At 57.9% G+C, this 26,199-nt stretch carries 24 protein-coding genes and 1 tRNA gene; 12 read left to right on the forward strand and 13 right to left on the reverse strand.

What is annotated here, in order from left to right:
* Positions 1–62: 62 nt before the first annotated feature.
* The 3 genes from H4N61_RS04830 to H4N61_RS04840 form a co-directional block, all read right to left on the reverse strand.
* Complete coding sequence (locus tag H4N61_RS04830; RefSeq protein WP_169196707.1) at positions 63–953, reverse strand: SurA N-terminal domain-containing protein; 891 nt, start codon at positions 951–953, stop codon at positions 63–65.
* 105 nt (positions 954–1,058) lie between these two features.
* Positions 1,059–2,129, reverse strand: coding sequence for an LptF/LptG family permease (locus H4N61_RS04835; protein WP_169196708.1), 1,071 nt, complete (start codon positions 2,127–2,129; stop codon positions 1,059–1,061).
* Positions 2,126–3,199: an LptF/LptG family permease gene (locus tag H4N61_RS04840; protein ID WP_169196709.1), complete on the reverse strand. Its 1,074-nt coding sequence runs from the start codon at positions 3,197–3,199 to the stop codon at positions 2,126–2,128. The genes H4N61_RS04835 and H4N61_RS04840 overlap by 4 nt, the downstream gene beginning before the upstream one ends.
* 107 nt (positions 3,200–3,306) lie before the next feature.
* Between H4N61_RS04840 and H4N61_RS04845 the strand changes: the two genes are divergently transcribed.
* Positions 3,307–3,753: a DNA polymerase III subunit chi gene (locus tag H4N61_RS04845; protein WP_169196710.1), complete on the forward strand. Its 447-nt coding sequence runs from the start codon at positions 3,307–3,309 to the stop codon at positions 3,751–3,753.
* Complete coding sequence (locus H4N61_RS04850; RefSeq protein ID WP_169196711.1) at positions 3,750–4,367, forward strand: YitT family protein; 618 nt, start codon at positions 3,750–3,752, stop codon at positions 4,365–4,367. The genes H4N61_RS04845 and H4N61_RS04850 overlap by 4 nt, the downstream gene beginning before the upstream one ends.
* On the opposite strand, the gene H4N61_RS04855 is transcribed toward H4N61_RS04850, so the two are convergent.
* Together H4N61_RS04855 and H4N61_RS04860 are read right to left on the reverse strand one after the other, a co-directional pair.
* Positions 4,364–5,263 (reverse strand): DUF4344 domain-containing metallopeptidase, encoded by a 900-nt coding sequence (locus tag H4N61_RS04855; protein ID WP_182395183.1) that lies wholly within the window; start codon positions 5,261–5,263, stop codon positions 4,364–4,366. The two genes, H4N61_RS04850 and H4N61_RS04855, sit on opposite strands and share 4 nt — an antisense overlap.
* Positions 5,264–5,334: 71 nt before the next feature.
* Positions 5,335–6,138: a DUF4344 domain-containing metallopeptidase gene (locus H4N61_RS04860; RefSeq protein WP_182395185.1), complete on the reverse strand. Its 804-nt coding sequence runs from the start codon at positions 6,136–6,138 to the stop codon at positions 5,335–5,337.
* Between the two features lie 310 nt (positions 6,139–6,448).
* Here H4N61_RS04860 and H4N61_RS04865 point away from each other — a divergent pair, with 310 nt between their 5' ends.
* On the forward strand, positions 6,449–6,835 hold the full coding sequence (locus tag H4N61_RS04865; RefSeq protein WP_169196714.1) for a hypothetical protein: 387 nt from the start codon (positions 6,449–6,451) through the stop codon (positions 6,833–6,835).
* Positions 6,836–6,850: 15 nt separating this feature from the next.
* On the opposite strand, the gene H4N61_RS04870 is transcribed toward H4N61_RS04865, so the two are convergent.
* Positions 6,851–8,722 carry an ABC-F family ATP-binding cassette domain-containing protein gene (locus tag H4N61_RS04870; protein WP_182395187.1) on the reverse strand — a complete coding sequence of 624 codons (1,872 nt, stop codon included), beginning with the start codon at positions 8,720–8,722 and terminating at the stop codon, positions 6,851–6,853.
* Positions 8,723–8,902: 180 nt separating this feature from the next.
* On the opposite strand from H4N61_RS04870, the gene H4N61_RS04875 reads away from it, so the two are divergent.
* From H4N61_RS04875 to H4N61_RS04885, 3 genes are all read left to right on the forward strand, one after another.
* Entirely contained in the window at positions 8,903–9,286 is a 384-nt protein-coding gene (locus H4N61_RS04875; protein ID WP_169196716.1) for a hypothetical protein, read from the forward strand.
* Positions 9,287–9,438: 152 nt separating this feature from the next.
* A complete protein-coding gene (gene ndk / locus H4N61_RS04880) occupies positions 9,439–9,861 on the forward strand; it encodes a nucleoside-diphosphate kinase (protein ID WP_169196717.1) in 423 nt (140 codons plus the stop codon).
* Between the two features lie 354 nt (positions 9,862–10,215).
* Positions 10,216–12,144: a DEAD/DEAH box helicase gene (locus H4N61_RS04885; RefSeq protein ID WP_169196718.1), complete on the forward strand. Its 1,929-nt coding sequence runs from the start codon at positions 10,216–10,218 to the stop codon at positions 12,142–12,144.
* Between the two features lie 141 nt (positions 12,145–12,285).
* On the opposite strand, the gene H4N61_RS04890 is transcribed toward H4N61_RS04885, so the two are convergent.
* Together H4N61_RS04890 and H4N61_RS04895 are read right to left on the reverse strand one after the other, a co-directional pair.
* Positions 12,286–13,497, reverse strand: a complete 1,212-nt coding sequence (locus H4N61_RS04890; RefSeq protein WP_182395188.1) for an MFS transporter — start codon at positions 13,495–13,497, stop codon at positions 12,286–12,288.
* A gap of 94 nt (positions 13,498–13,591) precedes the next feature.
* The gene (locus tag H4N61_RS04895) at positions 13,592–14,797 is read right to left on the reverse strand and encodes an MFS transporter (protein WP_182395189.1); all 1,206 of its coding nucleotides are present in this window, start codon (positions 14,795–14,797) and stop codon (positions 13,592–13,594) included.
* 295 nt (positions 14,798–15,092) lie between these two features.
* Between H4N61_RS04895 and H4N61_RS04900 the strand changes: the two genes are divergently transcribed.
* Together H4N61_RS04900 and H4N61_RS04905 are read left to right on the forward strand one after the other, a co-directional pair.
* Positions 15,093–15,710 (forward strand): hypothetical protein, encoded by a 618-nt coding sequence (locus H4N61_RS04900; RefSeq protein WP_169196721.1) that lies wholly within the window; start codon positions 15,093–15,095, stop codon positions 15,708–15,710.
* Between the two features lie 75 nt (positions 15,711–15,785).
* Positions 15,786–17,879 (forward strand): molybdopterin-dependent oxidoreductase, encoded by a 2,094-nt coding sequence (locus tag H4N61_RS04905; protein WP_182395190.1) that lies wholly within the window; start codon positions 15,786–15,788, stop codon positions 17,877–17,879.
* A 137-nt stretch (positions 17,880–18,016) separates the two neighbouring features.
* On the opposite strand, the gene H4N61_RS04910 is transcribed toward H4N61_RS04905, so the two are convergent.
* Positions 18,017–18,781 carry a sulfite exporter TauE/SafE family protein gene (locus tag H4N61_RS04910; RefSeq protein WP_182395191.1) on the reverse strand — a complete coding sequence of 255 codons (765 nt, stop codon included), beginning with the start codon at positions 18,779–18,781 and terminating at the stop codon, positions 18,017–18,019.
* 263 nt (positions 18,782–19,044) lie between these two features.
* On the opposite strand from H4N61_RS04910, the gene H4N61_RS04915 reads away from it, so the two are divergent.
* The 3 genes from H4N61_RS04915 to H4N61_RS04925 all read left to right on the forward strand — a co-directional run bounded on the left by H4N61_RS04915 (position 19,045) and on the right by H4N61_RS04925 (position 21,606).
* Complete coding sequence (locus H4N61_RS04915) at positions 19,045–19,485, forward strand: glyoxalase superfamily protein (RefSeq protein WP_182395192.1); 441 nt, start codon at positions 19,045–19,047, stop codon at positions 19,483–19,485.
* Positions 19,486–19,724: 239 nt separating this feature from the next.
* Positions 19,725–19,814, forward strand: a tRNA-Ser gene (locus H4N61_RS04920).
* A gap of 91 nt (positions 19,815–19,905) precedes the next feature.
* On the forward strand, positions 19,906–21,606 hold the full coding sequence (locus H4N61_RS04925) for a site-specific integrase (protein WP_182395193.1): 1,701 nt from the start codon (positions 19,906–19,908) through the stop codon (positions 21,604–21,606).
* Here H4N61_RS04925 and H4N61_RS04930 read toward each other — a convergent pair.
* The 4 genes from H4N61_RS04930 to H4N61_RS04945 all read right to left on the reverse strand — a co-directional run bounded on the left by H4N61_RS04930 (position 21,593) and on the right by H4N61_RS04945 (position 24,089).
* On the reverse strand, positions 21,593–22,204 hold the full coding sequence (locus H4N61_RS04930) for a hypothetical protein (RefSeq protein WP_182395194.1): 612 nt from the start codon (positions 22,202–22,204) through the stop codon (positions 21,593–21,595). The genes H4N61_RS04925 and H4N61_RS04930 overlap by 14 nt on opposite strands.
* A 50-nt stretch (positions 22,205–22,254) precedes the next feature.
* A complete protein-coding gene (locus H4N61_RS04935; protein WP_182395195.1) occupies positions 22,255–22,794 on the reverse strand; it encodes a recombinase family protein in 540 nt (179 codons plus the stop codon).
* Between the two features lie 313 nt (positions 22,795–23,107).
* Positions 23,108–23,959, reverse strand: a complete 852-nt coding sequence (locus H4N61_RS04940) for a ParB/RepB/Spo0J family partition protein (RefSeq protein WP_182395197.1) — start codon at positions 23,957–23,959, stop codon at positions 23,108–23,110.
* A complete protein-coding gene (locus H4N61_RS04945) occupies positions 23,949–24,089 on the reverse strand; it encodes a hypothetical protein (protein ID WP_182395203.1) in 141 nt (46 codons plus the stop codon). Before H4N61_RS04945 ends, H4N61_RS04940 begins: the two co-directional genes overlap by 11 nt.
* 457 nt (positions 24,090–24,546) lie before the next feature.
* On the opposite strand from H4N61_RS04945, the gene H4N61_RS04950 reads away from it, so the two are divergent.
* Positions 24,547–26,166: a hypothetical protein gene (locus tag H4N61_RS04950; protein WP_182395205.1), complete on the forward strand. Its 1,620-nt coding sequence runs from the start codon at positions 24,547–24,549 to the stop codon at positions 26,164–26,166.
* The last annotated feature ends 33 nt before the right edge of the window (positions 26,167–26,199 follow it).

Consider the following 26,199-nt stretch of genomic DNA (forward strand, 5'->3'; position numbering starts at 1 on the left):
CATAAATCATGCGGCCGCAAAACTGCGGCCGCTGGGATTGGTCCAATCAGCTGCGCTGAAGATCAGTTGTAGATGACCTTAGCGTTGGTGCGCAGCGTTTCCATATAGTCCTTGGCTGCCTGCTCGTATTGGCTCTGGCCAACTTCGTCACGCAGACCGCCCTTCACAAAGGTCAGATCCTGCGCCTGAACCTTTTCGCACACGGCGAGCATGGAGAGGCCGTTTTCGACAGCGCGAGGCTTGGTGACGCCGCCGACATTGAGAGCTGCGAGCTCCTTAGCGAGGGCATCTGGGAACTGGGTGGCGTGACGACGACCAACGTCAATCACAGCAACGTCGTTATACGCGAGTGAGAGATCAACTGCGGTATCGCAACCGGCAAAGCTCGAGCGGTACTTATTGGCCTGGCCGGAACGACCGCCACCACCAACGAAGATGACTTCCTTGAGGATGTAATCAAAGCTTTGGAAATCAGCCAGCTGCGAAGCGGCGCGCTGATCGAGTTCAAGGTCGGAAATCTGGACCTGCGAAGCCACTGCCGACTGCTGAATGCCGTTCCAGGCGATAGCAGCGCGCAGACGATCCTGCAGGGTTTGGGCGGAAACGCCGCCCTGCTGAAGAACCTGCATTAGGCGATCTCGGCTGAGCTGAAGATTGCGCGCGACCTGAAGGAAAGCGTCATCGACCTGAGCATTGGACACAGTGATGCCGATGCGCTTGGCTTCCTGCATCTGAATGGCTTCATCGACGAGCTGCTTGAGCGCGCCCTGACGGCCAGTCTTATTGCCTTCCATCTGGAAGAGACGCAGGCGCTGATCGACCTGCACGTCGGTAACAGGCTCGCCGTTCACTGTGGCAACCGTGGCAGCAAAAGCTGAGGTCGCACCGCCAGCAACGAGCATAAGGCTCACGAAGATTGCGCTCAAACCGCGCCGAAGGTTGACAAGAGTCATAGTTCGCGTCCGCTCATTCATTTGCCGCCTTCAATGCGGCGTCCGCACAGGACTGTCAATTGCTTGATGATTACGGCCAAAATCCGAATGGGACTGTTGGCAGGGTTAAGTCCAACCATCTTCGCGCCGTAACAATACGGTCACCCCAATGATAATGGCAACGAGGGCCGGTGAAATAGCGGCGACCAGAGGATCAATTGCGCCGGTCGAGCCTGCACGATCCGCCATCTCGGTGATCACAAAAACTAAGAAGCCCAGCACCATGCCATAGAGTACTGAAGGGCCGATTTGCATGCGGCGGCTGTAGCCTGCCGTGAAGGCAAACGCGATGAACAGCGAGCCGACGAGAACCAGAGGCAACGCGAGGAGCTTGATCAGGCGCATCGCCGTGGCCGAGGCGACCATTGGGTCAGCGATGCCCTTTTGCATCAGTGTCGCCAACTCGAAGAAGGTCAAATCGTCGGTTGAGGAGGTTTTGAGGCTGATTTCGGAGGGCGTCGAAATGGTCGAGAGGCGCACCGAAGGCAAAGTTTTGGCGACGGCGTCGGCACGACGGCCAATAGCATCGCTCAGAACCCAATAGCCTTGCTGGAGCACGGCCGTCGGCGCTTCATAGCGCGCGTAATCGGCTTCCTGGAGGTTAAAGACCGTGACATCGGTCAGCTGTTCGCCGCCCGGCGACATGGCGCGTGCCATCAGCACGTAGTGGCTGTCCTCGCCATATTGCTCCAGCCAGATTTCGCCCGCTGGGGTGAGCTGCGCCGTTTGACCCGGGGGAATGGGATAAAGATCGCGATTGATCTGCGTGCTGACGGTTTCTGCGCCAATGGCGATGACGAGGCTTGCAGCGGCGAGCACCAGAGTGGGCGCGCGCAACACGCGCCAAATGGAGATGCCGCTGGCCTTGATGACGGTCAGCTCGTGGCGCATCTTGAGGTCAACCAGCCCCAGAATGGCCCCCATCAATACGGTGACGGGCAGGGTTTTGATGGTCCAGCGCACAGCGCTCATGGCAACCATGAGAAGGGCCATGAAGAAGCCGCGTTCGCTCTCAACAACCGAAAAGCGCCAGGTGTCGAGTGACTCGACCAGCGCAATCAGGCCGTAGAAGATGAAGACGGTGACGCCGATACGGGAGGCGAGGCGGCCGAGGACGAGACGATCTATCTGGTTCATGCTGCAACCCCATCCCGCGTAATGCGCCGGGGCCAGATCTTAAAGGCAAAGACAAGAATGCCGACCACAAAGAGCACGACGCCACCTGTGCCGGGGCCCCAGGGAGAATAAGCGCTCATGCCGCGCTCGCCAAAGGCGATGAGCATAACGACCGCTTCCATCGGCAGCTTGAACCGGGTGCGCTTACCGCTTGGGAAGCCAGAGATAGCGACAACGAGAACGCAAAGGCCGATGACCCGCAGGCCTTCGGCGGAGCGGTTCGATAGGTGGCGCAAGATTTCGCTGTGCCAATTGCCCGTCTCGAGCGCTTCGCGGACCATGGAGATGGAATCCATGGAGGCGTATTTGTCGACGTAAACGCTTTGCTGGCTCAGCGTGTCGATGCCCAGCTCATATCGGGCAAAGCGCACTTCGGAATAGCGACCATTGGCGTCGAGGTTCTCGATTTTGCCGTCGCGCAATTCGAGGAAGTAGTTTTCGCCGTCGCCCATAACGCGTGCAGTTTCGGCGATATAGGTGCGGCGCATGCCGGGATCGCGTCGATCATCGGCATAGAATTCGTTGATCAGCCCGCTGCCTTCGCGTCCTCCAATGAGCAGCACGACGCCCGGCGTCGCCTGCGTGAAGCGATTGGGCTTGAGGGTGGAGCTGACGAGGTCGGCGGCGACCGCAGCTTGCAGCTCATAGGATTTGCGGTTGGCCATCGGCTCAAGGATATGAGCGAGGAACATCACCGCAATAACCGAGAGCGTGCACACGAAAATCGTTGCCCGGAACAGCGACTTCAGACCGCCGCTCGAATGGATAATGTGCAACTCGTGGCTGTTTTGCAGCGCTGCGAGCGCGCGCACAATGCCAATGCCGATACAGATGTAGAAGAAGGCGAGTGCCAGAGGCGGCATGGTATAAAGCGCTTGGACAGCGAGGGTGCCAAACCCTTGCCCCTTGACGGACACCACGTCGAACTGGCGCAAACAGTTCACCAGCCACAACAAAAAGCAGGCGATCACAAACAGGATCACCGCGTCTGTGGCGAATAATCGCGAAATATAGGCTGTCAGCTTCTTCATCGGCTGCACCATGCTTGAATTCGCCCCGGCAAACAATCTGTTAGGCGACAGAACCAGCGCTTGTCTTGTGCTAGCGCGCCGATTTGAAGCGCGATAAGGTCGCTTTCATGGCCGAAATCCTCTTCTATCACCTCGAAGCGCGTCCGCTGGAAGCTGTTATCCCGCAACTTCTTGAGAAGACCGCAGAACGCGGTTGGCGTGCGGTTGTCGAAGTGGGGAGCCAAGAGAAAGCGGAAGCGCTTGATTCTCTGCTCTGGACCTTCCGAGATGACTCGTTTGTGGCCCATGGTTTGGCCGGTGACGAGCTGGACAGCCAACAGCCTATTTTGATCACCACCGGCCAGGAAAACCCCAATCAGGCGACGGTGCGGTTCTTTGTCGATGGCGCAGTGCCGCAATCGGCAGAGGGTTATAATCGCCTCGTCTTTATGTTTTCGGGCCATGATGAGAACGCCGTGGCGCAGGCGCGTGTCGCTTGGAAAGCGCTGCGTACGGGCAATGAAGTGACGTATTGGCAGCAAGAGCCGACTGGACGCTGGGTCAAAAAGGCATGACGCACGATCTTCTAACGCCGAGCCGGCACAATCTTGCCGAAGACATTTTTGCTATTTTCATCGGCACGACGCTGGTGGCGCTCGGCATTGCCTTCTACGCCGAAGCCCAATTGGCGACGGGCAGCACAGCAGGCCTGGCGTTGCTTTTGCAATACGCCACGGGCATTCCGTTCGGCTGGCTGTTCTTTGCCATCAACCTGCCGTTTTATGCGCTGGCCTTCATGCGCATGGGCGTGCCTTTTGGCCTCAAAACCATGTTCAGCGTGGCGCTGGTGTCCTTGTTCTCGGCCCAGATTCCGGTGTGGATCGATATCCAAACCATCAACCCGCTCTTTGCTGCGCTGGTGGGTGGCGGGCTCATTGGGCTGGGTGTGCTCTCGCTATTTCGGCACAAAGCCAGCGTCGGCGGGATTAATATTCTCTCGCTCTACCTGCAAGAGAATTTCAACATCCGCGCGGGCTATTTCCAATTGGCAGTGGACGCCGCCATTTTGGTCGCTGCCTTTTTCGTCCTGCCGCTCGATCGCGTCTTTTATTCGGTGCTCGGGGCGCTGGTGATGAACATGATTGTTGCGCTCAACCACCGCCCCGGCCGTTACGTCGGGTTCAGCTAATTGGCCGTGTCGCCCCATCCCATGATGTCATAGACGTAAAGGGTGCGCATGGCGTCGGCCAATTCATAGCAGTAAACCACTTCCCCTTCCGCCGGGTAGTAATAGGCATTGGCTTCGCCGCACTGGGTCACGCGGAACGTCACCTTGCGGGGGAGGGTGAATGTCGTGGCAATCGATGCGGCCGCGATGTCGATAATGGCGCGGGACTTGAGTTCATCGGCGATGTCTTGATAGTCGCCAGCTTCCTCGTAAATCACCTCATAATCAGAGACCGCATCGCTCTCCGCGATATGCGGTTCGAGCAGGCGCATCCAGCTTCGGAAGGCGTCACTATAAGTGCTCTCGCAGCTCTCCTGACGGTCACTGTCGATGTCGTAATCATCCGCCGTATCGCCAAACACCGAATGGTCTTTGCCAACCATATAGCAGACCATCGCATAGGCGCGGTGGAGGTCGAGCGTGTGGTCGGCAGAGTAGGCGAGCTCTTCAAATGTGCTGGTGTCGGCCTTTAGAGCGTTGAAATACCAGCCATCGGCGGCACTGACCAGAGCGTCGTAGCTATCCTCAGCTTCGTCAAACTCCAGCAGCCAGATCGTACCCAAAGCGTCGGCGGCATCTTCTTCCTTGCCCAGAACTGGCAAATCGAGCTCTCCAATGAGCAGATGCGCGACTTCGTGGTAAATGGTGAAGCTGGCATCGTGCATGGCGAAGGTCATGGCATCGCTCATGATGTCGCCTGCGTCTTCTGGCAGTTCGGCTGGCGCCTCGTCCGATGCGGCTTCCCGCGTGATGCTGTGGGATGAATATGTGGCAAAGCCGTTAAAGCCTTCCCCTTCATCCAGCGGCCCGTCTTTGGCTAAAGCCGTGCCTGCAGACAAAACAAAACTAAGGGCCACCAGACTGGCCCCTAAACCTCTGCGCATGAGAAATCCCCCGATACGTGATCCCTCGATCACGTCACAATTTTCTAGCGCTGATTTACTGCAGTGGGAAGGTCCGCGGAATAGCTCTGGAGAAACTCTTCCATCAGTTCGTAGCAAAAAATGATTTCGCTGGTCGTGGTGTCATAAAAGGCATTGGGCTCGTCGCAGACGCGCACCGTCATCAGCACCCGGCCGGGGATTTTGAAGTTGGTGCGCAACTCGTCGGCGACCTTTTCAATGACGCCACTCCGCCGCAAAGCGCGCTCGGCGAGACGCAGCGAGCGCCCAGCGGGAAAGTATTTCACATCAACGCGCGAAGGGCCTGTCTGCTTGCTCAAAAGCGAGGAGACGCTTTGATAGGCCTGCTCATAAACGAAGGCGCATTCGTGTTGGCGGCCAGAGGCTAAGCCGTGGCTATTGGCAAACTTGCGGAACGCTGCACCATCGGCACCCACCATCAGGCACATGATCTGATAAGCGCGGTGGCGATCTGGGCTATAGCCTGCGGTATAGTCCTCGATATTGAACGCGGCCTGATAATTGCGTGCCGTGGTGAGCCACCCCTCAGCCGCATCCTGCAAGGCGCGGTTCATGTCGGGGGATTTTTTCTCCAGCATCACATAGGTCGCGATCGTGTCCGCTGCGTCTTCCTCGCGTCCCAGAACGGGCAGGTTGAGCTTGTCGATGAGCAGGTGGGCCGTCTCATGATAGAGCGTAAAGAGGCTGTTGTTTGCGGCATAGCGCAGGGCGTCAGCGCGCTGGTGCTTTGGCAGATCCCCGAACTCGGCAGCTGCGGCAGGCACAATTGCCATCAACGCGACGGTGAGCAGCAGCCAAATTTTACGCATCAACACGCCCCTTTGTTGCCGGCATGAAAGAAGACCCATGGCGTGGTGTCAATCTGGGCGTGTGAATTTGGTGAAGAGGCTGCCAAAGTTCGCTGTTCTGGCGCTTGTCATTGGGGCCCATGGGTGTTTAGCTCGATCAAGAGTTTTTTTAAGCCGTTTGAGTAGTTATGAGTATCTCGGTTTTGATGGCCCCTAGAGCTCGGGGGCGTGCACCCAATTGCGGGGCGCGGAGCAGATTCACATCCGCGTGTGTGATGGAACAGAGCCTGCGCTCGACCATTGCCGGACATTGCTATGTGAGACCGGCATTATGTATTTCATTTTAGGCTGCCTGTTGCTGGGCGGATTTTATTACGCTGAGCTTTGGTTCGTTGCTGCAATTATCGCGGCTTATCTGTTTTTCACCAGTCCCGCGTTTCGCCACGGTCCGGTCGAAGCCAAATTGATCCATATGGTGCAGCAGCACCAGAATTATGCGCAATTCTCAGACCTGGGGTTCGACCGCGCAAAGCGCTTTGCTGTCGATAAGGGCTCAAAGCGAGCCGATCAGCAGACGGCGTTTGTCGCCATTCTGCTGCACGATGTTGGCTATGCGGTGAGTTTCACCCGCGTGCCCGATGGTGGCACGGCGATCTTGCTCGAAAAACTGTCCGATCTACGCCGCCAGTTCCAATATGCTCGGGCACAGCGCCGCTGAAAGGCGAAAGAAGGCTTATTCCTTCTCCGCCTCTTCCAGCTCGGCTGACAGCATCAACCAGCTTTCCTCGAGGGTTTCGAGCTCGCTGCCGAAGCGGGACTTGTCCCTCCCAAGCGCGATAATCTTGTCCGAGGGGCCGTTGTAAATGGCCGGGTCGGCAAGCTGGGCGTCGATCTTGTCGAGCTCTGTCTTGAGCCGCGCCATTTTCTTTTCAGCGTCAGTGATCTTCTTCTTGAGCGGCGCAAGCTCAGCGCGACGGGCCGCGGCTTCCTGACGACCAAGTTTGCGCTCACCCTTGGCGTCAGAGCCATTGCCCTTGGTGTCTTTGCCGGAGGTAATGCTGCGCTGATAGCTATCGAGGTCTTCGTCCAGCTCGCGGATGGTGCCGTTTTCGGCAATCCAGAGCGTGTCGCAAGTGGCTTCGATCAAGTGACGATCGTGCGAGATGATGAACACTGCGCCCTGATAGTCATTGAGCGCATGCACCAGCGCATCGCGGCTGTCGATGTCGAGGTGGTTGGTCGGCTCGTCGAGGATCATCATCGACGGGCCACCAAAGGTGATCAGGCCCATGAGCAGGCGTGCGCGTTCGCCACCTGAAAGGTGCTTGGCCTTGGTGTCCATGCGGCTGGTGGTAAGGCCCATCTGCGCCAGACGGCTGCGGCGCTTGGCTTCCGTGTCATAGGGCGTGAGATCGACCACGTGCTCGAGCGGGGTCCACTCGGGCTTGAGCTTGTCCATCTGATGCTGGGCGAAGTGGGCGATCTCGAGCTTTTTATGCATCTTCATCGCGCCATCGATGACCGGGATGTCGCCCGCGAGCAGCTTGGCAAAGGTCGACTTACCATTACCGTTGACCCCGATCAGCGCGATGCGCGCGTCTGGGTCAATGCGCTGGGTGATATTGCGCAGAATGACCTTGTCGCCATAGCCGGTGGACACCCGATCCAGGGTGATCATCGGCGTGGGCAGGTCGATCTTTGGCTGCTGGAAGGTGAAGGGCGAGGAGTGCTCGTCAAACATCGCTTCAGGCGGCCGCAGCTTCTCGATCATCTTGACGCGAGCCTGCGCCTGCTTGGCCTTTGTGGCCTTGGCCTTAAAGCGATCCACGAACTTTTGCAGATGCGCGATCTGGTCGAGGGTCTTCTCGCGGCTCTTGTTGTTGAGCTCCATCTGCATGCGACGGGTCTGCTCGAAGGTGTCGTAATTGCCCTTGTAGAAGGTCAGCTTACGGTGCTCGAGGTGAACAATCGAATTGACGGCTTTATTCAGGAGGTCTCGATCGTGCGAGATGAGGAAGACGGTATAGGGATAGGTCGAGAGATATTTCTCGAGCCACAATGTGCCTTCCAGATCGAGATAGTTGGTCGGTTCGTCGAGGAGCAGCAGGTCGGGCTGGCTGAACAGCACGGCCGCGAGCGCCACACGCATGCGCCAACCACCCGAAAGCTCGCGAGTAGGGGAGTTTTGACGATCCTGCGCAAAACCTAGGCCATTCAGAATGGTGGATGCGCGCGCCTCAGCAGTGTGGGCCTCAATGTCGGCAAGGCGGGTGTAAATTTCGCCAATACGATCTGGGTCGGTGGCCGTTTCGGCTTCCGCCATGAGCGCGGTGCGCTCCTTATCGGCAGCGAGCACAACGTCGAGCACGGTTTCGTCGCCGGCAGGGGCTTCCTGCGCTACGGCGCCAAGCTTGGCTTTTTTGTTGATCTCATACGAGCCGGCATCAGCGTTGATGTGACCCTGAATGATATGGAACAGCGTGGTTTTACCGGTGCCGTTCTTGCCCACGAACCCAACTTTGGCACCATCGGGCAGAACCAGCGACGCATCTTCAAAGAGCTCGCGCCCTTGGATGCGGTAGGTCAGATTGTTGATGGTCAGCATGGGCCAAGTCGATCCGCTAGTCAGCGCCAGCTTGCGCCGGCGCTTTAGAAAAAATGATTGGTGCTGGATTAGGGGCTAAGCGCTGCGTTGGCAACCGCTGGGCGAATATCATGGGACAAGAGGGGGAGCGAAATCATCGCTTGACCATTGACGAGGACCAACTCCGAAGAGGACCGAACCATGATGAAGACCACTCTAGCTCTAGCCCTCGTCGCTGCAACCACACTGGCAACGCCTGTCTTTGCGCAGGAAGCGGCCAATGCGCTGCGCTTTGCGGACATTGATGCCGAACGCGTCAATGCTACGCAGGTCGAGTTCGACATCGAGTATAAGAATGGCGGGTGTGACCAGATCGGTGTGCCAACTCTGGGTGCGCTGACCAATGGCGTGCTTGAGGTGCAACTGGCCGTTTCTGGCGAGAGCCCAAACTGCACAACCCGCGATAAAGAAGGCGATGTGACCTATGTCATTGAAGCGGATGAGACGATCACCCAGCTCAACGTCACCCTGACCAGCGCCGACGGCAAGGTTTTGGGCAGTGAAGTGGTCACCATCGACCGCTAAGGGAAAAGGCAGACCGGCTCGCGGCGCCGGGCTGTCACTTTTTGTGTGTGCTCGGCGATGAAGTCTCATCCGAGCGCGCACACCGTCTTGCGCCTGTAACAAGGCTCCGCTAAAAGGCCCCACCTTTCTCCACGCAACAGGATTTGACCGCCATGGCGCTCGAACGTACTTTCTCCATCATCAAGCCAGATGCCGTCCGTCGTAACCTCATCGGCAAGATCGCTGCCAAGTTCGAAGACGCTGGCCTTCGCATTGTTGCGATGAAGAAGATCCACATGACCCGCGAACAGGCCGAAGGCTTCTACGCAGTTCACAAGGAACGTCCATTCTACGGTGAACTCGTAGAACAGATGTCGGCTTCGCCGGTTGTTGTTCAGGTTCTGGAAGGCGAAGGCGCAATCCTCAAGAACCGTGAAGTCATGGGCGCGACCAACCCAGCACAGGCTGCTGAAGGCACCATCCGTAAGGAATTCGCTCTTTCGATCGGCGAAAACTCCGTACACGGTTCGGACGCTCCAGAAACCGCTGCTGAAGAAATCAAGTACTTCTTCACCGACGCAGAAATCGTTGGCTAAGTGCCGATGACAGAGCTCATTCCGATAACGGGATAAGCTCTAGAGATTGGAAGGGCGGGCCAAAACGGTTCGCCCTTTCCCTTTAAATGCCCCTCTGTCGCACGGTCCATAGTGACGCACCATGCCTGTGGGGCAACCTGTCTCTGGTATTTTGCTCCAGTCCTCGTTACTGAGAGACTCATGGGGCTGCCCGCTAGAGGCGGCCTTTTTGCTTGTTTGTGCTATAGACAACAAACCTCCGGGTTCCCTAGCCCCCTGTGGAACCCAAATTATGCAGAAGCTTTATTGGTCATCCGTTCCTTCTTTGTCGGAACCGGCAACCGCCAAGCATGCTGCATCGCATGAAAGAACGTGATGACCCTGCCTGAAAACATCCTCGCTCCAATCGCCCGCGCGCTGACCGCAAAGGGCTACGACAGCCTCACTCCTGTGCAGGCTGCGATGATCGAGGACAACACCGAAGGACGCGACCTGCTCGTGTCCGCACAGACCGGCTCCGGTAAGACCGTGGCCTTTGGTATGGCGATTGCGCCAACCCTTCTCGGCGAAGACGATCGCCTGCCGCCTCCGGGCGCACCGCTTGCCCTCTGCATTGCTCCGACCCGTGAACTCGCTATGCAGGTTCAGCGCGAATTGACCTGGCTCTATGCCGAAACTGGCGCGGTTACCGCTGCTGGCGTCGGCGGCATGGATCAGCGCGCCGAACGTCGTGTGCTCGATCGTGGTGCTCACATCGTTGTGGGTACACCGGGTCGTCTGCGTGACCACATCACCCGTGGCGCGCTCGACATGAGCCAGCTGCGTGCCGTTGTGCTCGACGAAGCAGACGAAATGCTCGACCTTGGTTTCCGCGAAGACCTCGAGTTCATTCTCGACGCCGCTCCGGAAGATCGTCGCACCCTGCTGTTCTCGGCAACTGTTCCTAAGCAGATTGCTGAACTGGCCAAGACCTTCCAGAAGAACGCACTGCGCATCACCGCCACCAGCTCGGGCCAGCAGCACGCTGACATCGAATACAAGCTGATGTCGGTTTCCGCATCCGAACGCGAAAACGCGGTGATCAACACGCTGCTCTGGTACGAAAGCACCAACACCATCGTGTTCGCCTCGACCCGTGAAGCGGTAAAGCACCTCTCGGCTCGCCTTGCCAACCGTGGCTTCGCCGTGGTGACCCTGTCGGGCGAACTCTCGCAGGCCGAACGTACCAATGCGCTGCAGTCGATGCGCGATGGCCGCGCTCGTATCTGCGTTGCAACCGACGTTGCGGCTCGCGGTATCGACCTTCCAGGCCTCGATCTCGTGATCCACGCCGATCTGCCGATGAACTCGGAAACCCTGTTGCACCGTTCGGGCCGTACTGGCCGCGCGGGCCGCAAGGGCACCTGCGTTGTTATCGCTCCTGCACACCGCAAGCGCGTTGCGCTGTCGATCCTGCGTGGCGCAAAGATCGACCCAGAAAACATCAACCCGCCGACCGCAGACGAGATCGATGCGCGCTATCGCGAGCAGATGCTCTCGGCAGAAATGCTGAGCAATGCGGCTTCGGAAGATGAAGCACCATTGGTGGCAGAACTGCTGGAGCGTCACGCGCCAGAAGCCATTGCGGCCGCTTACATCCGTCTGCAGCTGGCAGCACGTCCGGTTCCAGAAGATGTGAGCCCATCCTCGGGCGACGACTTCAACTCCCGCGAACGTCCATCGCGTGACGCCTTCAATGGCGGCGCATGGTTCAAGGTCTCGGTTGGTCGCAAGCAGCGCGCTGAGCCGCGTTGGTTGTTGCCAATGATCTGTAAGGCTGGTGGCGTTGGCAAATCTGCCGTCGGCTCGATCCGCATCTTTGAAACGGAAACCGTTTTTGAAGTAGCTGCTGACAAGGTTGACGCCTTCAAGAAGGCTGTCGGCAAGGGCGGCACGCTCGAAAAGGGTGTCTACATCTCCGAGACCGAAGCTCCAGCAGCGCGCTCCAACGAGCGTCCGCAGGGCAACCGTCGTCCAACTGGTCCATCGAGCTACGATCCGATGGCGCCACGTGAAGACCGTAAGGCACGTTACCCCAAGAAGGCACGTTCTGACGACTTCGGTGGCGGTGAGCGCCCAGCCAAGAGCTGGGATGACAAGCCAAAGACCTGGGACGACAAGCCACGCGCCGAACGTCCTCGCGCTGACAAGCCAAAGTTCGACAAGGACAAAGGCAAGCCAGCTTGGTCCAAGCCAGCAACTGAAGGCGATTTCTTCGTGAAGAAGCCTAAGGTCAAGGACCACAAGAAGAAGCGCACTGAATAAGAGCGCAGAGTTTTAAAAGAGCCGGGGGGAAACCTCCGGCTTTTTTGTTTGTGGGCAGGGAGGCCGTACCTTGTATGCCGCGGGTTGTTCTTCCTTCTCCCTCCCCCTTGAGGGCAGGGCCGGGGTGGGGGTACTCCGCGCCTATCCCTCATTCACCGGCAAAAGCCGCAGCCGTTTCACATTTGCCCCGACCATAATGACCACGCCGAGAACCGCCACGCCCGCACCAACCATCAGCGCAAACCGATAATCGCCGCCGCTGGTCAGCACCCCGAAAGCCGTCGCACCCATCAGATTGGCGGAAATGGCGATGACATCGAGCAGCGAGGTCGAGAGCCCGACACGGCCTTTGATCGCTTCCTGCACATAGGAAATATTGAGCCCCATCAGTGCTGCAGTCGCAAAGCCGTTGAGGATGAGCAGCCAATACAGCATCGGCAGCGACTGGCTCATCGCCGCACTCAGCATAAACAACGCGAGGATAACGCCCGCGCTGGCGAGCAGGATCTCTTTGGTAAAGCGCATGCCCAGCCACCCCCAGATCAGCAGGCTGGGAACCTCAATCGCCGCGGTAATGGCGGCGTAAAAACCCACGTCTGGCAGAGAGCCACCCAAATTGGTGACAATGAGCAGGGGCACCGTGAAGGTGAGAATGCGCGCTGCGGCAGTCATCACGGCAAGGCTGATGAGCCCCCCAAGGGTGCTGAGCGGTAGTGCGAAGGTGGAGAGAAGCGATGCGCCTTCGGCCCGAACCGGCGGCGGCATTTGGACCGCGGTGGTCGGATCAACCATCATCAGCGCGAAAATCGCGCCAATGACCACATAGGCCAAAGCGGCCATGAGGTAGACGTTGAAGATCGAAAACTCAGCCGCCACCCAACCCGCAAGCGGGGGGACGATCACCCAGGCCGCCGTAAACACCGAGCGTAGCGTCGTGACCATGACGTCGGCGCGAGCGGGCGCGTTCTTGGCGTAAAAGACGCGGATATAGGCAAAGCACTGCGAAAAACTCGCGCCCGCCAGCGGCATGAGCACTATGGCCGAAAAGGCAAATCCGAATTGGGTGGGAACGGCATAGACCGTGAAATTGGCAGCAACCCCGGCAAGGGCCGACAAAAGCAGCAGACCACGCCGATCTTTGATCTTGTCGGAAATATAGCCCAGAAACAGCGACACCAATGTGCCGACGACCCCGCCGATGGCCATGATGGTTGCGAACACTCCGGGGCTCATGCCCAGCGTGTCGACACCCACGAGCGAGGCATAGGGGATGGTCGCCGCATAGGTGATGCCCGAAAAGAACATCGAAGTGGCCAGCATTGGTGTAACCGGCATTCGAAGCGTTCTGGCCATAGTGTCCTCCCTCAAGGCGGCAAAGGGGTAAGGGGTTAAATCGATTTCGTCTAATGAAAAGCGCTAATTTGAGCCATCTCGGATGCTGATCGGCCTAGGCCGAGCGGAGACGGCCTAGGCGTTTGAAATTGCTACCCGCCATAGAGAGCGCCCCAATGAGGGAGAACCCGGCCGCACAAGCGATGGCGAGGCGATAGTCGTTCAAGCCCATCAGCACAGCAAATGCTGCGGCCGATAGAAGGTTTGTCGCGATCCCCATTAGGTCGATCAGCGAGGTGGACAACCCAACGCGCCCCTTAATCGCATCCTGCGCATAGGCGATGTTCTGTGTCTGGATGAGCGCGACGCCGACAGCGTTAATGACGAGAAGGCAGTAGATCACAAGGATGGAGGGCGCGAGGCTCACGCTGGCGAGAAACACCGCGAGGCACAGGCCGGCAATTGCAAGCAGCGTTTCCTTGCTGACCTTGGTGGTCAGCCACGCAATAGCAAACATGGTCGGCGCTTCAATGGCAGCATTGATGCCCGAATAAATACCTACATTGGCAAGCGTGCCGTCCAGTTCTTTGACGATAAACAGCGGCACGATATAGCTCGCCGTCCGCGCGCCGGTCCACATCAGGACGATTGAACAGAGGCCAAATACCTTGGGCCGCTCAATCGCAAAGGTTGAGAGCAATGATGCCCCTTCCGCTCTTTCGATGCGTGGCGATTGCACCGCGGTGTCGCGGTTTCGCAGCAAGGCGAGGAATATGGCGCCAATGGCCAAATAGCTCAGTGAAGAGAGCAGATAGACCAGAAAAACGTTGTATGCCGAAGCGATCCATCCCACCAGCGGGGGGACGATCACCCAGGCCAGGGTGAACATCATGCGCATAATGGTCATGATGAAGTCGGCCCTGTCCGGCCGATGGTGCACGAAGTATACGCGCATAAAGCCTAGGCATTGGGAAAAACACCCCAAGCCCAAAGGCATGATCACGGCCGTGGCGATGATGAAGGTGAGGGGCGATTGACCCCAGAATATCAGTGCGTGGCCTGTCATGCCCGCAAAGGCCGTCAGTATGACAAGCCAGCGGCGATCTTTGATCCGGTCCGAGAGCAGACCCAGCCCGACAGCACTGATCAGGCCGATCAACGAACCAATGGCCATCACCGTTGCGAAAACGCTTGGTGCCATGCCCAGTGCGTCGACGCCAACCAGCGACGCATAGGGAGCGGTGGCTGCATAGGTGATGCCGGAAAAGAACATGGATGTTCCCAGCATCGGCGTCACCGGCATGCGGACTGAATGCCCCATTGTTTCCTCCCAAACGGCAGGAGGACGGGTAAGGGGGTAAATCGTTTCCGTCTAATGAAAAACGACAATTTCTGAAATCAAACTGAGTGATGATGGAGAAAGCAAGTCTCTCAATAGGCCTGATTGGGCTCAATTGATCAGGTCAATTCTGTGAGGGCTGCGAGACACACCCCCAGCAAGAAGTGCTGACATTCCTGCGAGCCGCAAAATTGTGAATAGCCAAAACAAGTTTCCTGCTGCGATGTAGGCGAAATTACTGCCGTTTGCGTCGCGGCCTATTTCTGGAGACAAAAGCGTGCCTTTGCGTTGGCAAGAAGTGGCTCTGCCGCTCGTTATTATTACTGTCCTGATCGCCCTCAAATATGTACCGGCGTTCAGTCAGTTGCCCCTTTCACGAGCAGCGGGTGTTGTTGCCTTCGGCTATGCCGCCTTCCTCGCATTGCGATTGATGCAGCCCGAGGTCGCCCTTGTGACAGAGGACGGATGGAGCGAATTGCGGCCCTCGCTGGTCGAATATTTTGCCTGTTACGGCGCTGCGGCCCTGTCGCTGGTGCTGCTGTTGGGTGTGATCACCTTGGGTCATAATGCCGATCTGCTGGAAGTCTTTGCCACCTATCTGGCCGCGCTCTTATTGCTGGTCGGGGCTGCCGGTATCGGGCTGGTTGGCCTCTTTACCAACACCCGTTGGGATCACCGCCGTCTGGTGCATCGCTCGGCCTTGGGGCGTACCACCACAATCGAATGGAGCAAGGTGCACAAAGTCATGCCCAATTGGCGTGGCGTTACCGTGGTTGCCTCGACCGGCGCGATTACTTTTTCTCAGTTTCACGCTGGTGCAGCGCAGCTGGTGAGCCACGCCGCCATGCGCGCGCGGCGCAATTCGGAAACCGCCACAAGCGCTTTCGGTCTCTAATTCATCAACGGGATTGATCCGAGCTATCGCAATTCTGCGTTTGCTCGGGTTAGGCCTTGGGGGTAGTTTTCGCCTATGAACGCACAAGCCCCCAGCCGCACCATCCGCTCTGTATGCCCGCATGACTGCCCATCGGTCTGCGCGCTCGACGTCGATATTTTGCCAGATGGCAAGGTGGGACGCGTGCGCGGGGCGAAGGACGACCCATACACAGCCGGCGTGATTTGCGAAAAAGTGGCGCGTTATGCAGAGCGTATTCATCACGCTGAGCGCTTAACCCATCCGATGCGCCGTGTCGGTCCCAAGGGGGCAGGGCAGTGGGAGCGCATCACTTGGGACGAGGCGCTCGACGAGATTGCGACCCGCTTTCTCGCCATCGAAACCGAGCATGGGGCTGAGGCCATCTGGCCCTATTTCTATGCGGGCACGATGGGGCATGTGCAGCGCGACGGCATTGAGCGCCTTCGCGCCACCCGTGGCTATTCGCACCAATATGACACCATCTGCACAGGTCTGTCGTGGCCCGGCTATATCGCTGGCACGGGCCTACTCGGCGGCGTCAATCCCGAGCAAATGGCAGAGAGCGATTGCGTGGTGATCTGGGGCACCAATGCGGTCAACACCCAGATCAACGTCATGACCCACGCCACCCGCGCGCGTAAAACCCGTGGCGCGAAAATCGTGGTCATCGATATCTACCGCACGACGACCATGGATCAGGCCGATCTGGCGCTCATCCTGCGGCCGGGAACGGATGGGGCGCTGGCCGTCGCGACCATGCACATCCTACTTCGCGATAGTCTCGCGGATCGGGATTATATGCGTGAATACACGGACTTCTCGCCAGAGTTTGAATCACATCTGCAAGCGCGTACCCCGCAATGGGCGTCTGAAATCACCGGCCTAAGTGTCGATGAAATAGAAGCCTTTGCCCGTCTGGTCGGCGAGAACAAGAAAAGCTTTTTCCGCCTCGGTTATGGCTTCTCGCGCCAGCGCAATGGCGCGACCTCGGTCCACGCCGCGCTCTCCATTCCGGCGATGACCGGCGCTTGGCAATATCGCGGTGGTGGCGCTTTTCACTCCAACTCCGGCACCTGGGGGCTGGATAAATCGCGCCTCAAAGGCACGTTCCTGCAAAAGGGCGCGCCGCGCGCCTTGGACATGTCCGAGGTCGGGCCCATCCTGACGGGCGACGCGAAAGCCTTGCAGGGAGGTGGGCCAGTGCGGGCGATGATCGTTCAAAACACCAATCCCGCCTCGGTTTGCCCCGAGCAGAACCGCGTGCGCGAAGGATTTATGCGCGACGATCTCTTCCTCGTCGTGCATGAGCAGTTTTTGACTGAAACCGCTGAACTGGCGGACATCGTCCTGCCTGCCACCATGTTCCTCGAGCACAACGACTATTACACTCGTGGCGGCCATACGCGTGTGCTCTATGGCCCAGCCGTGGTGGATCGCCCCGGCGAATGCTGGTCGAACCACGAGCTGATCAACGCCCTCGCCATTCGCCTCGGCGAAACCGATCCGGTGTTCTTCACCAAGGATCGCGAAGTCGTCGCTGACACCTTTGCCCGCTCGGGCTATCCGGCTTTGGAAGAGGTGGAAGAAACTGGCTATGTCGACCGTGAGCGGCCTGACGATGTTGCCCGCTTCGCTAAGGGATTTAATTGGGAAGACGGACGCTACCGGTTTGCGCCCAATTGGCAGGAGGTCGCCGATCGCAAGGGCTATCGTTGGGTGTGCGATCCCGCCATCATGCCGAAGTTCGCCGATCATTGGGCCGTGAACGAAGTCGTCACCGAGGCGCTACCCTTTAAGCTGGCGACAAGCCCAGCGCGCACCTTTCTCAATTCCTCGTTCAACCAAACCCCGGGCAGTCTCAAACGCGAAGGCGAGCCTTCGGTCTTCGTCCATCCTCAGGACGCCGAGCGGCTTGGCATTGCCGATGGCGATGCCGTCCTTCTTGGCAATGATCGTGGCGAGGTTGAACTGACTGCGCGTATCCACACCGGGCTTTCAACCGGGGTGCTGATTGCCGAAGGTCTGCACCGCAACAAATCCCATCGTGGTGGCAAAGGCATCAACGTCCTCACCAGCGCCATCCCCGCCGCCCCCTTCGGCGGTGTCCCCTTCCACGACGCCGCTGTGTGGCTGAAGCGAGCTCTGTAGTCTCCCTCCACCTCTCCCTTTGGGGGAGAGGTCGGCCGCAGGCCGGGTGAGGGGGCCTCACTATTCCGCCGAGAACTCCTTCTTCTCCCTCCCCCTTGCGGAGCGGGCCGGGGTGGGGGGCTAGCGCCCCAAAAATCTCACCCAAAAGCCGCCCAGAAGAAATACGCCGTCATAAACATCCCATAGACAATGACCCCAATGCGGATCCATTGGCCGGGGATGTGTTGAGCCATACGCGCGCCGAGATAGCCGCCCGTCGTCACGCCAATCAGCGCGATGGAGCCATGATACCAATCAATCGAGCCATTGAGCGCAAAGCGGATCACGGCGACGAGCGCCACCAGCGTCGAGATGTAGAGTTTTAGCCCATTCATCGCGTGAATATTGGTCAGCCCGGCCATGGCCAAGGCCGCCAAAAGCAGAATGCCTAGGCCAGCATTAAAGAAGCCGCCGTAGACACAAACGCCGCCCATTAGCAGCAGGATCAGTGCTGCGCCGAGCTTTGCCATGCGGCTTGTTCCGCTGGAGCGCGCTTTGATAAAGCCGTTGAGCTGATTGCCAAAGGCAAAGAGCGCGACCGCAAAACTCATCAGCCAGGGCACGACCAACTCGAACTGCGCGTCACTGACGACAAGAAGCAGTTCCGCGCCGATATACCCACCGATGATCGCGACAATACCGAAGGACAACATTTGCCCCCGATACATCTTCATGGACTGCCAATAGCCCGCTACGCCGCTGGCATAGCCGGGCAGGGCCGCATAAGTGTTGGAAGCATTGGCTAAAACCGGCGGTACGCCGACAAACAAAAGCGCCGGAAACACAATAAACGAGCCGCCGCCCGCCAGAGAGTTCACGGCACCGCCGAGAAAACCGGCCAACAGCAAAATGATTTCAGTCATAAGTCCCCCAAGCGCTTGGCGCTTTGCTAAACACTAGAGGTTTGGCAGCCTTCGTCCACCCCAATCTGCCTCGGTTGGACCTGCTCTTGACTTCCGCGCGGCGTCGCACCATTTACGCGACAGGGTGCTGCCCCTGCCGCTCGCGGGCCTTTGGCCTATGGTGAAGTCAGCGTGAGACACGATCCGCTTCGGAACACTCCCAAGGCGCATCATGGCAATGCGGGCTCCCATGAACACAGTCGCCTCTCATTGGAGAGACCGAAATGTCGTATTCACTTGATACCCCGACCGCCACCACTCTGAAATCTGAAGCCAAAGACCTGCGCGATAGCTTGGCTCAGATGGGTCAGACGCTCAGCCACAGTGCGGCTTTGGAACAAATCGCGCAAAAGCATGGCTTCCGCGATTGGAACACCGCTCGGGCGGCGCTGCCAGAACGCGCGATCGCTCCCTATCAGGTCGGCGAGCGGGTCAAAGGGCTTTATCTGGAGCAAGCTTTTTCCGGCCAGATCATCGGCGTCCAGATGTCTGGTAATATGCAGAGCTATACCGTGACCATCCAATTTGACGAACCGGTCAATGTCACGCCCACTTTCATGTTCGCGGTCCTGCGCCATCGCGTGACCGCAACGCTCGACGAGCACGGATTTTCCATATCGCAGCGCGGCAATGGCAATCCGCAGATGCATATCTTCCGCCGCTAACAATATGCCCCTCCCAGCTCCGGGAGGGGCGAACACTCAACTGCCGCTGTGCGACGCCAAGTTTGGCCCTTGCTGACACTGATTTGCCCCGCAGGAGGCCAAACAATGCCGGCACAGTGCCAATCATCGGCCCACAAATGCCAAAAACACAGCAATCGAGGCACTCGATGGGGAAAAACCCAAATGGGGCGATAAATCCCTTGCCAGACAACGCCGAAGCCCTGTATCTCCCCGTGTGTGGAGAGGTGGCCGAGTGGTCGAAGGCACACCCCTGCTAAGGGTGCAGATCGGGAACGGTCTCGAGGGTTCGAATCCCTTCCTCTCCGCCACTGACCTCTGGAATGCCCAGAGCTCCTCGATTTCCAGCAATTCCAGTGCCTTAGCCTTCCTGCTGTTCCAGTGAACTGTTACAGTGAGGGCATGACTGACGTGCCAAATCATCCCCGACTTATGCTCCGCAAGGGCGTCTACTATCACCGTGCTTCGGTGCCGTTGGACATCCGCGATACTTACCCGAAGACCGAAGAGGTTTTCTCTCTCAAGACCAAAGACCCTCGCGAAGCCGTCAAGCTGGTACGTAAGGCCGCTGCCGAGGTGGATGCTCGGTTCGATGAACATCGTCGTCGTCAGAACGCGATGGTTACCATGCGCGATGAGCTGACCGATGCCGAGCTGAAGGCTGTGGAGCAAGCCTACTATGTCCACCTTCTGGAAGAGGACGACCAGCGACGTGACGGTGGTTTTTACGATGGTGAGATGCTCGAGCTGCCAGCGCCTACCTTCGATGAGTACGCCGAGAATGTTGCCTTCGGTCTCAAGCTCGCTGAGCACTATCTGCCACGCCGTGCGTCTAGCGAGTTTTACGATGACGAGGCGGATGAGGTCCTAAGCTGGGATGGCTTCGACATCAGTTTGTCCAAGAGTTCCATAAGTCGCAAGAAGGTCGTAGCGGCGATCCAGCGGGCAGAGATCAAGGCTTACAAGGACATCGCGCTGCGAAACCAAGGTGAGCTGATCGACACTCCTGTGGTCGACACACCTGTCGTCCGTAGGGCGAGTGGGGTCATGCTAAGCGACGCTGCTAAGGCTTGGGTCGCAGACAAGCGCCCGGGCTGGACTGACAAAACCGCCAAAGCGAATGAGGTTGCCATAGGTTGGTTCATTGACTTGGTAGGGGATAGGTTTCTCGGAGGCTACACCAAGGCAGATGGCAGAGCGTTCAAGGCGGCACTACAAGCGCTTCCCGCCAACTGGACCAAGCAACCACAATTGAAGGGTCTGAGCTTCAGCAAGGCTGTAGAGAAATCCGCCCAGCTTGGACTGGAACCGATGAGCCTAAAGAACGCAGCGAAGAACATGCAGTTCGTCGGGGCATTCTGGACGTGGGCGGAGGGCAACTACGATGAAGTGTCGGGCAGTCCGATGGTCAAGCTGTCGCTTCCGAAGAGCTCGGCTCGGGATGAGCGTGATGCGTTCACGTCTGACGACCTAGCTGCGATCTTCTCAGCTCCGCTGTATCGTGGGTGTTTGTCGCTGCACAACTGGAAGCAGAAGGGCAACGTCGTACCAGTCGATAGCGGTCGCTATTGGGTTCCACTGGTGGGGCTTTACACTGGCGCTCGTCTCGCTGAGATAGTGCAGCTCAACGTAGAAGACGTGAGGTTCGAGGGCGATGTGGCTTACCTCAGCTTGATGCCTGGAGCTGAAGAAGGCGACGATCGTCGGGTCAAGAATGCGAATGCTCGACGCAACATTCCAATTCACAGCCAGCTTGTCGCCGCAGGGTTCTTGGAATTTGTGCAACGGGCCACGTCAGGCAAGCAAAAGCGCCTGTTCCCAGACATTGATAAAGCCGCAGACGGCACGTACTCGTCCGCGTTCTCCAAGTGGTTCGGCAACTTCCTGAAGGCTTGCGGGGTCAAGACAAAGAAGAACAGCTTCCATAGCTTCCGTCACACGTTCGAAGACGCTTGTCGTGCTGGCGGTGTGCCGATGGAGTACATCAATGCCATCCAAGGCCATGCGCAGGGCGGCGAGGCTGATCGGTATGGCAATGGTGGTTATCCGGTAGCGTTGCTCAAGGCACAGATTGAGAAGGTGCGTCTGGTCAGCCTTCGGTGATGAAACATTCCGTGAATGCGCCTAGCTCCTGACTAACGCGGAACAGTGTTTTAACTACCAACGGTGTGCGCGGCGCCAGCTCTCTTTCTCTTGGGGTGTATCGCAATTGGTTTTTGGCCTGTAGCTGAGCAAGTACTAGGAGGGCCTCAATGATGACATCCCCGGCAACGTCATGGGTTATCATGCCCTTGTAGTCAGCTGTGCGGAGTTCCTTAGCGACACGCTCGGCTTGCCAGCGGATGCGTGAGTGCAGGTTGGTGCAAACTGGGTGACGCAACATGGTTGGAATGTCATGTCCGGCCGCTCCGGAGGTGGCGGGCGTTACTCCATTCAGATAATGGCAGGCTTTCACCAAATGTTCCAAGCCTTGTGCTGCAGCCGTAAGAGTGGGCACCCAGAGATAGCTGTTTAAGTCAATAAGTCTGGCTCTGTGCAGAAGCGCATCATCTTCGTTGAGTATGGGGATTTCATAATGACGATCTTGGTGCACGGTCTCGTCAAGCACATAGGCAGCGAAGCAAAACTGTTTCGCCTTATCGATACATTCTTGCGCTTTCTGTGAGGTTGTTGTCTCGTTGACGCTATCGGATGTAGTCATTCGGGGGTAGCTCTCGTGGTGACCCTAACGCTAACACAGCAATTGTGCGGTCAGCCAACTTTAAGGCGGTAAACAGTCGACCTCGCCACGTTTAGTCGCTTTGCAACGGCCGTAGGAGTCTCACCAGCAGCCAAAGCTGACCGGATGGCATCAGCGTCCACCGTGACCGGACGGCCTTTGTAGCGTCCATCCTGCTTCGCCTTTGCGATCCCTTCAAGCTGACGGTCCCGGCGTAAGTCGGTCTCAAACTCTGCAATAGCCCCGAGCATGTTGAACATCATGCGACCAGTGGGTGTCGTCGTGTCGATGCTCTGTTCGGTGACGATCAGCTCAACGCCCTTGGCTTTTAGCTCCTCGCTGATGTTGTGGAGATCGATGACTGACCGCGCCAAGCGATCCAGTCGTGTCACCAGCAGCACATCACCAGAGCGAGCAAACCGGATTGCCTCTTCGAGCTTCGGGCGATCTTCACGAGATGTCCCGCTGGCTTTGTCGATGAACAGCTCCTCGGCCCCCTTGGCAACCAACAGGTCAACCTGAGCAGCTTCGTTCTGACCAGTGGATGATACGCGAGCATAACCGATCTTCATGCTGTCCTGCTGTGTTCGATAAGGTTTAAGACGATACCGGAATAGTGTCCGATATCTCTCCAGTCAATCCGTGTCGGACGCGGTTAGGTCGTCTTTTTGGTGTCCTGTTTAGGTATACTCATGTCGGACGAAAAATGAGGCCCGCCCACTCCAGCCTCGCGGCATAGGAAACGGACGGGTCCCATCAGGGTGGGGCACGGGGGAAATCAGCGCATGGGCACTTGTAGGAATATGCTTACACATGCCGTCACCAAAAAGGTCCGAGGTGTCCACAATGGACATTCAGTGGTGGACACCGCCGGACTTCAGCAGGTCAGTACTCGAGGTCTTCCTCGTCGATGTCATCCTCGGCTTCGTGCCGGTGGATCGCGATGTCACTGATGGACCGCCAGAGTTGCGGGGAGAGCTCCATCAGCGCCATGATCATAGCCTCAGTCTGGAAGTGAGGTGTCCGCCCGAGGACGGGCTTGAGGGCCTCTTTGATGTCGTTTGCTTTCATGCGTGTCTCTAGGTCGTAGTCCCGTTCTCCGGGCTCAAAGTTGTTGCATTGGCGTCGGATGCTCTCCCAGCTTTCATCAGCGAGGCTCATCCGGCGGTGGCCTTCGGAAACCAGTTGATCGACAGCTTTACGGATCTTGGCCACCTGCGTTTTGCCAACGCCGCTGATCTTGGCGATCTCGCGTAGGGACTTCTCGGGCATGAGGCATACGTAGAACACGGCCAGCGTCATGCGCTCTGCGTTGTTCATCGGTAGCTTGTTCCGAGTGTTGCTCAGGCCCACGTGAGCGAGGGCGGCATTCAAAGAGCCAGACACTACCCTGACGGGTACTCGCCCGGTGAATGATAGGCGCTCGTAAGCCTGATGACGATGATGCCCGTCTACAAGGTACCATCCGTCGCCCCCCCACCAGACATCGATGGGTTCCATGCCTGTGGGATCGTCCTTGATCGCTCGCTTGAGTTCGCGAATGTGCTCTTCGCGGCCAAGCTTGTTAGCCCATTGGTCGCGTCTTTGGAACAACGTCTCGCAGACGATGATTTCCGACACGCGGAGACCATGGACTGGTGGTTGCGGTGGTTGGGGATATGCTGCGAGGGTCTTTTCCAGCGTCTCGATGGCAGAGCCGATGCTGTCGTATGTTCGTCTTTCGGCCTTAGCGGACATTGAAGCGCTCCGAGTGGTGTGCGGTGGACTGGATTAAGGCAATCGCCCAGCAGAGGAGCGAGTGGTTCTGCGGGCAAGCGCCGACGATGGTCAGCACGAAGCTGCGCCCGAAAGAGGTGTTGATGGTCATAGGAAATCCTGCGGGCACCGCTCAGGGATGCCCGGTTACGAACGGTGTAGATTGGGGGAAGCGCCCGAAAAAGGTGGGCGGAGGGACGCGCTCGGATGAGCGTTCTATGTCCTCATTATGGGTACGTAATCGACCGAAGACGGGGCGGTCAAATTGCTGGCAATGCTACAGTTTTATGCTACAAGCCTCGTCGCAGCAGAAGGCTGAAAGGCCCGGAAATGCTGGACTTCAGGCGTCGGTCAGGAAACTCCCTTCCTCTCCGCCACTTTTCGTATGCTATTGATTTTCCAGCATTTTCTTTGCTGCAGCGCGCCGGTTGTACACCAGAAAGTACACCGGAAAAATGCCTCTTCCATATCTTAGACGAAAGAACGCCGGCTGGCAGGTTCAGGTTCGCTTGCCTGTCACCCTCGATCCGAGCTTGTGTCTTTCACCGATCCGACTGACCATACCTGCAATGCCCGCGATCGATGCGCGGCGGAAAGCCTTTTCCGTCGTCTCGTCCGTGCATAGTGCAATTGCTGAGGTCGAACGCTTGAACAAAAAATCTCCCATGTCACCCCAGGCGGCACGCGACGCTACGATAGACTGGATGAAAATGGTCACGCCCACGTTAAAGGGATTTGATGCGCTCGCGGCGCCGACTGTGACCGAAAATAGTGAGCTGATCGAGAGCATCTTCGATGTTCTGGCGCAGATTGGTCACGATCGAGTTACGGGTAAGGGGCTTTTCGCCAACCAGGCCATCCGCCATGAAGAAATTTACGCCGCGGCCTTACTGGTTCCGCAGATCGCTAAGGCGGCCACCGATCTAAAGCCTGTAGACGAAAACCTGTCAGCGGACGAGATTGTAAAACCCATCGACGAACTTCTCGCGCAACCCGACAGGATCGCCGAGCTGACGGCAGCCCTGCGCACGATGCAATCGATCGGCGTGGCACCCGTCAATGACGGTCCGCTCTTCAGCGCCGTCCTAAAAAACCAGATCGCGGAGGTCATCAAGCGCAAGGGGCCGAAGTCGGAGTTGGAAGGTATCTACGAAAAGGTCGGCGCGGAGTTCATTGCCATTGTCGGCGATCGGCCGATCGGTTCTTACCGCCGCGTAGACCTGCAGGAATATGCCAACGAAATTTCATGGCTTTCACCGAATGCGTCGTCCAGCGACAGCTACCGCCACGAGAATGTTAAAACCTATATCGCGCGCAACAAGAAGGCGCAGGGCCAAGGGCTTGCAGCTAAGTCGATACGTGACGGCCGCATCAGCCATTTGAAGGCCATTATTGGCCGTGGCTGCGAGGACAACGACCAGCAGAACCGCGTTGCTAACACGCGCGTTCGAGTGCCGGACCGCGCTAGGCCGCCCGTTAAGCACAAGGCGCCCGAACCGCACGCCCTCAACTACGTCCTCAATGTTGCAGTCGATACCGAGGGCCTCACCACGCCACTGATGTTGGCCTTGGGTACCTTGACCGGGCGCCGGGTCTCGCTCCTTGCAACGCTTCGCCGCGAGGCGTTGGTGCGCTGGCATGATGTGTATGTCATCGAGGTCGAAACTCACCGCTATGAAAATGGTGTCTGGACCAGGATCCCGTTCAAGACCAATGAATCGCGCGAGTGCATTGTGGTGCCAAATGCGCTCGTTGAAGCTGGGTTTGTCACTTGGGCTCAACAGGCGCCAGGGCCGATGTTCCCCGAGTTCATGGCTTGCGCTGATCCTGGTGACGCCGCGCAAAAGCGCGTCAACCGGGTCATCCAGAAGATCATCGACAAGCATAAGTTACCGCGATTCACTTACCACGGTCTACGCGCGGGGCGAATTGACGATGCACTCGACAACCAGATCGCGCCGCATCTCGTTCAGCACCAGGTCGGGCACAAGGCGGACAGTGTGCACGGACGGTATCGATCGCTAACTCCTAAACAGGCTAGCTTGATAGCCAACCAGCCGCTGCCGGAAGGCGTGGACTGGTCCTGTCTTGAGCGGCTCGACTTCTCAGCGCCACAAACGCCGACGCGGAAGCGCCGAACCTCTGAGCAATTGAAGGTTGTCCGTGCAAGGAGGACGCGGTCAAAGTAAGTTGGACTCTGAAATTTAGTTGGCAGTGAAAAG

Origin of the sequence: Devosia sp. MC521, assembly GCF_014127105.1 — a bacterium.
Taxonomy (GTDB): Bacteria; Pseudomonadota; Alphaproteobacteria; order Rhizobiales; family Devosiaceae; genus Devosia.

Coding starts and splice junctions, on each gene's coding strand:
- ndk (WP_169196717.1), top strand. CDS start 9,439: ATGGCGCTCGAACGTACTTTCTCCATCATCAAGCCAGATGCCGTCCGT.
- H4N61_RS04840 (WP_169196709.1), bottom strand. CDS start 3,199: ATGAAGAAGCTGACAGCCTATATTTCGCGATTATTCGCCACAGACGCG.
- H4N61_RS04935 (WP_182395195.1), bottom strand. CDS start 22,794: ATGAAGATCGGTTATGCTCGCGTATCATCCACTGGTCAGAACGAAGCT.
- H4N61_RS04850 (WP_169196711.1), top strand. CDS start 3,750: ATGACGCACGATCTTCTAACGCCGAGCCGGCACAATCTTGCCGAAGAC.
- H4N61_RS04945 (WP_182395203.1), bottom strand. CDS start 24,089: ATGACCATCAACACCTCTTTCGGGCGCAGCTTCGTGCTGACCATCGTC.
- H4N61_RS04905 (WP_182395190.1), top strand. CDS start 15,786: ATGAACGCACAAGCCCCCAGCCGCACCATCCGCTCTGTATGCCCGCAT.
- H4N61_RS04845 (WP_169196710.1), top strand. CDS start 3,307: ATGGCCGAAATCCTCTTCTATCACCTCGAAGCGCGTCCGCTGGAAGCT.
- H4N61_RS04835 (WP_169196708.1), bottom strand. CDS start 2,129: ATGAACCAGATAGATCGTCTCGTCCTCGGCCGCCTCGCCTCCCGTATC.
- H4N61_RS04915 (WP_182395192.1), top strand. CDS start 19,045: ATGTCGTATTCACTTGATACCCCGACCGCCACCACTCTGAAATCTGAA.
- H4N61_RS04830 (WP_169196707.1), bottom strand. CDS start 953: ATGACTCTTGTCAACCTTCGGCGCGGTTTGAGCGCAATCTTCGTGAGC.
- H4N61_RS04910 (WP_182395191.1), bottom strand. CDS start 18,781: ATGACTGAAATCATTTTGCTGTTGGCCGGTTTTCTCGGCGGTGCCGTG.
- H4N61_RS04865 (WP_169196714.1), top strand. CDS start 6,449: ATGTATTTCATTTTAGGCTGCCTGTTGCTGGGCGGATTTTATTACGCT.
- H4N61_RS04860 (WP_182395185.1), bottom strand. CDS start 6,138: ATGCGTAAAATTTGGCTGCTGCTCACCGTCGCGTTGATGGCAATTGTG.
- H4N61_RS04940 (WP_182395197.1), bottom strand. CDS start 23,959: ATGTCCGCTAAGGCCGAAAGACGAACATACGACAGCATCGGCTCTGCC.
- H4N61_RS04870 (WP_182395187.1), bottom strand. CDS start 8,722: ATGCTGACCATCAACAATCTGACCTACCGCATCCAAGGGCGCGAGCTC.
- H4N61_RS04875 (WP_169196716.1), top strand. CDS start 8,903: ATGATGAAGACCACTCTAGCTCTAGCCCTCGTCGCTGCAACCACACTG.
- H4N61_RS04885 (WP_169196718.1), top strand. CDS start 10,216: ATGACCCTGCCTGAAAACATCCTCGCTCCAATCGCCCGCGCGCTGACC.
- H4N61_RS04890 (WP_182395188.1), bottom strand. CDS start 13,497: ATGGCCAGAACGCTTCGAATGCCGGTTACACCAATGCTGGCCACTTCG.
- H4N61_RS04925 (WP_182395193.1), top strand. CDS start 19,906: ATGACTGACGTGCCAAATCATCCCCGACTTATGCTCCGCAAGGGCGTC.
- H4N61_RS04930 (WP_182395194.1), bottom strand. CDS start 22,204: ATGACTACATCCGATAGCGTCAACGAGACAACAACCTCACAGAAAGCG.
- H4N61_RS04950 (WP_182395205.1), top strand. CDS start 24,547: ATGCCCGCGATCGATGCGCGGCGGAAAGCCTTTTCCGTCGTCTCGTCC.
- H4N61_RS04895 (WP_182395189.1), bottom strand. CDS start 14,797: ATGGGGCATTCAGTCCGCATGCCGGTGACGCCGATGCTGGGAACATCC.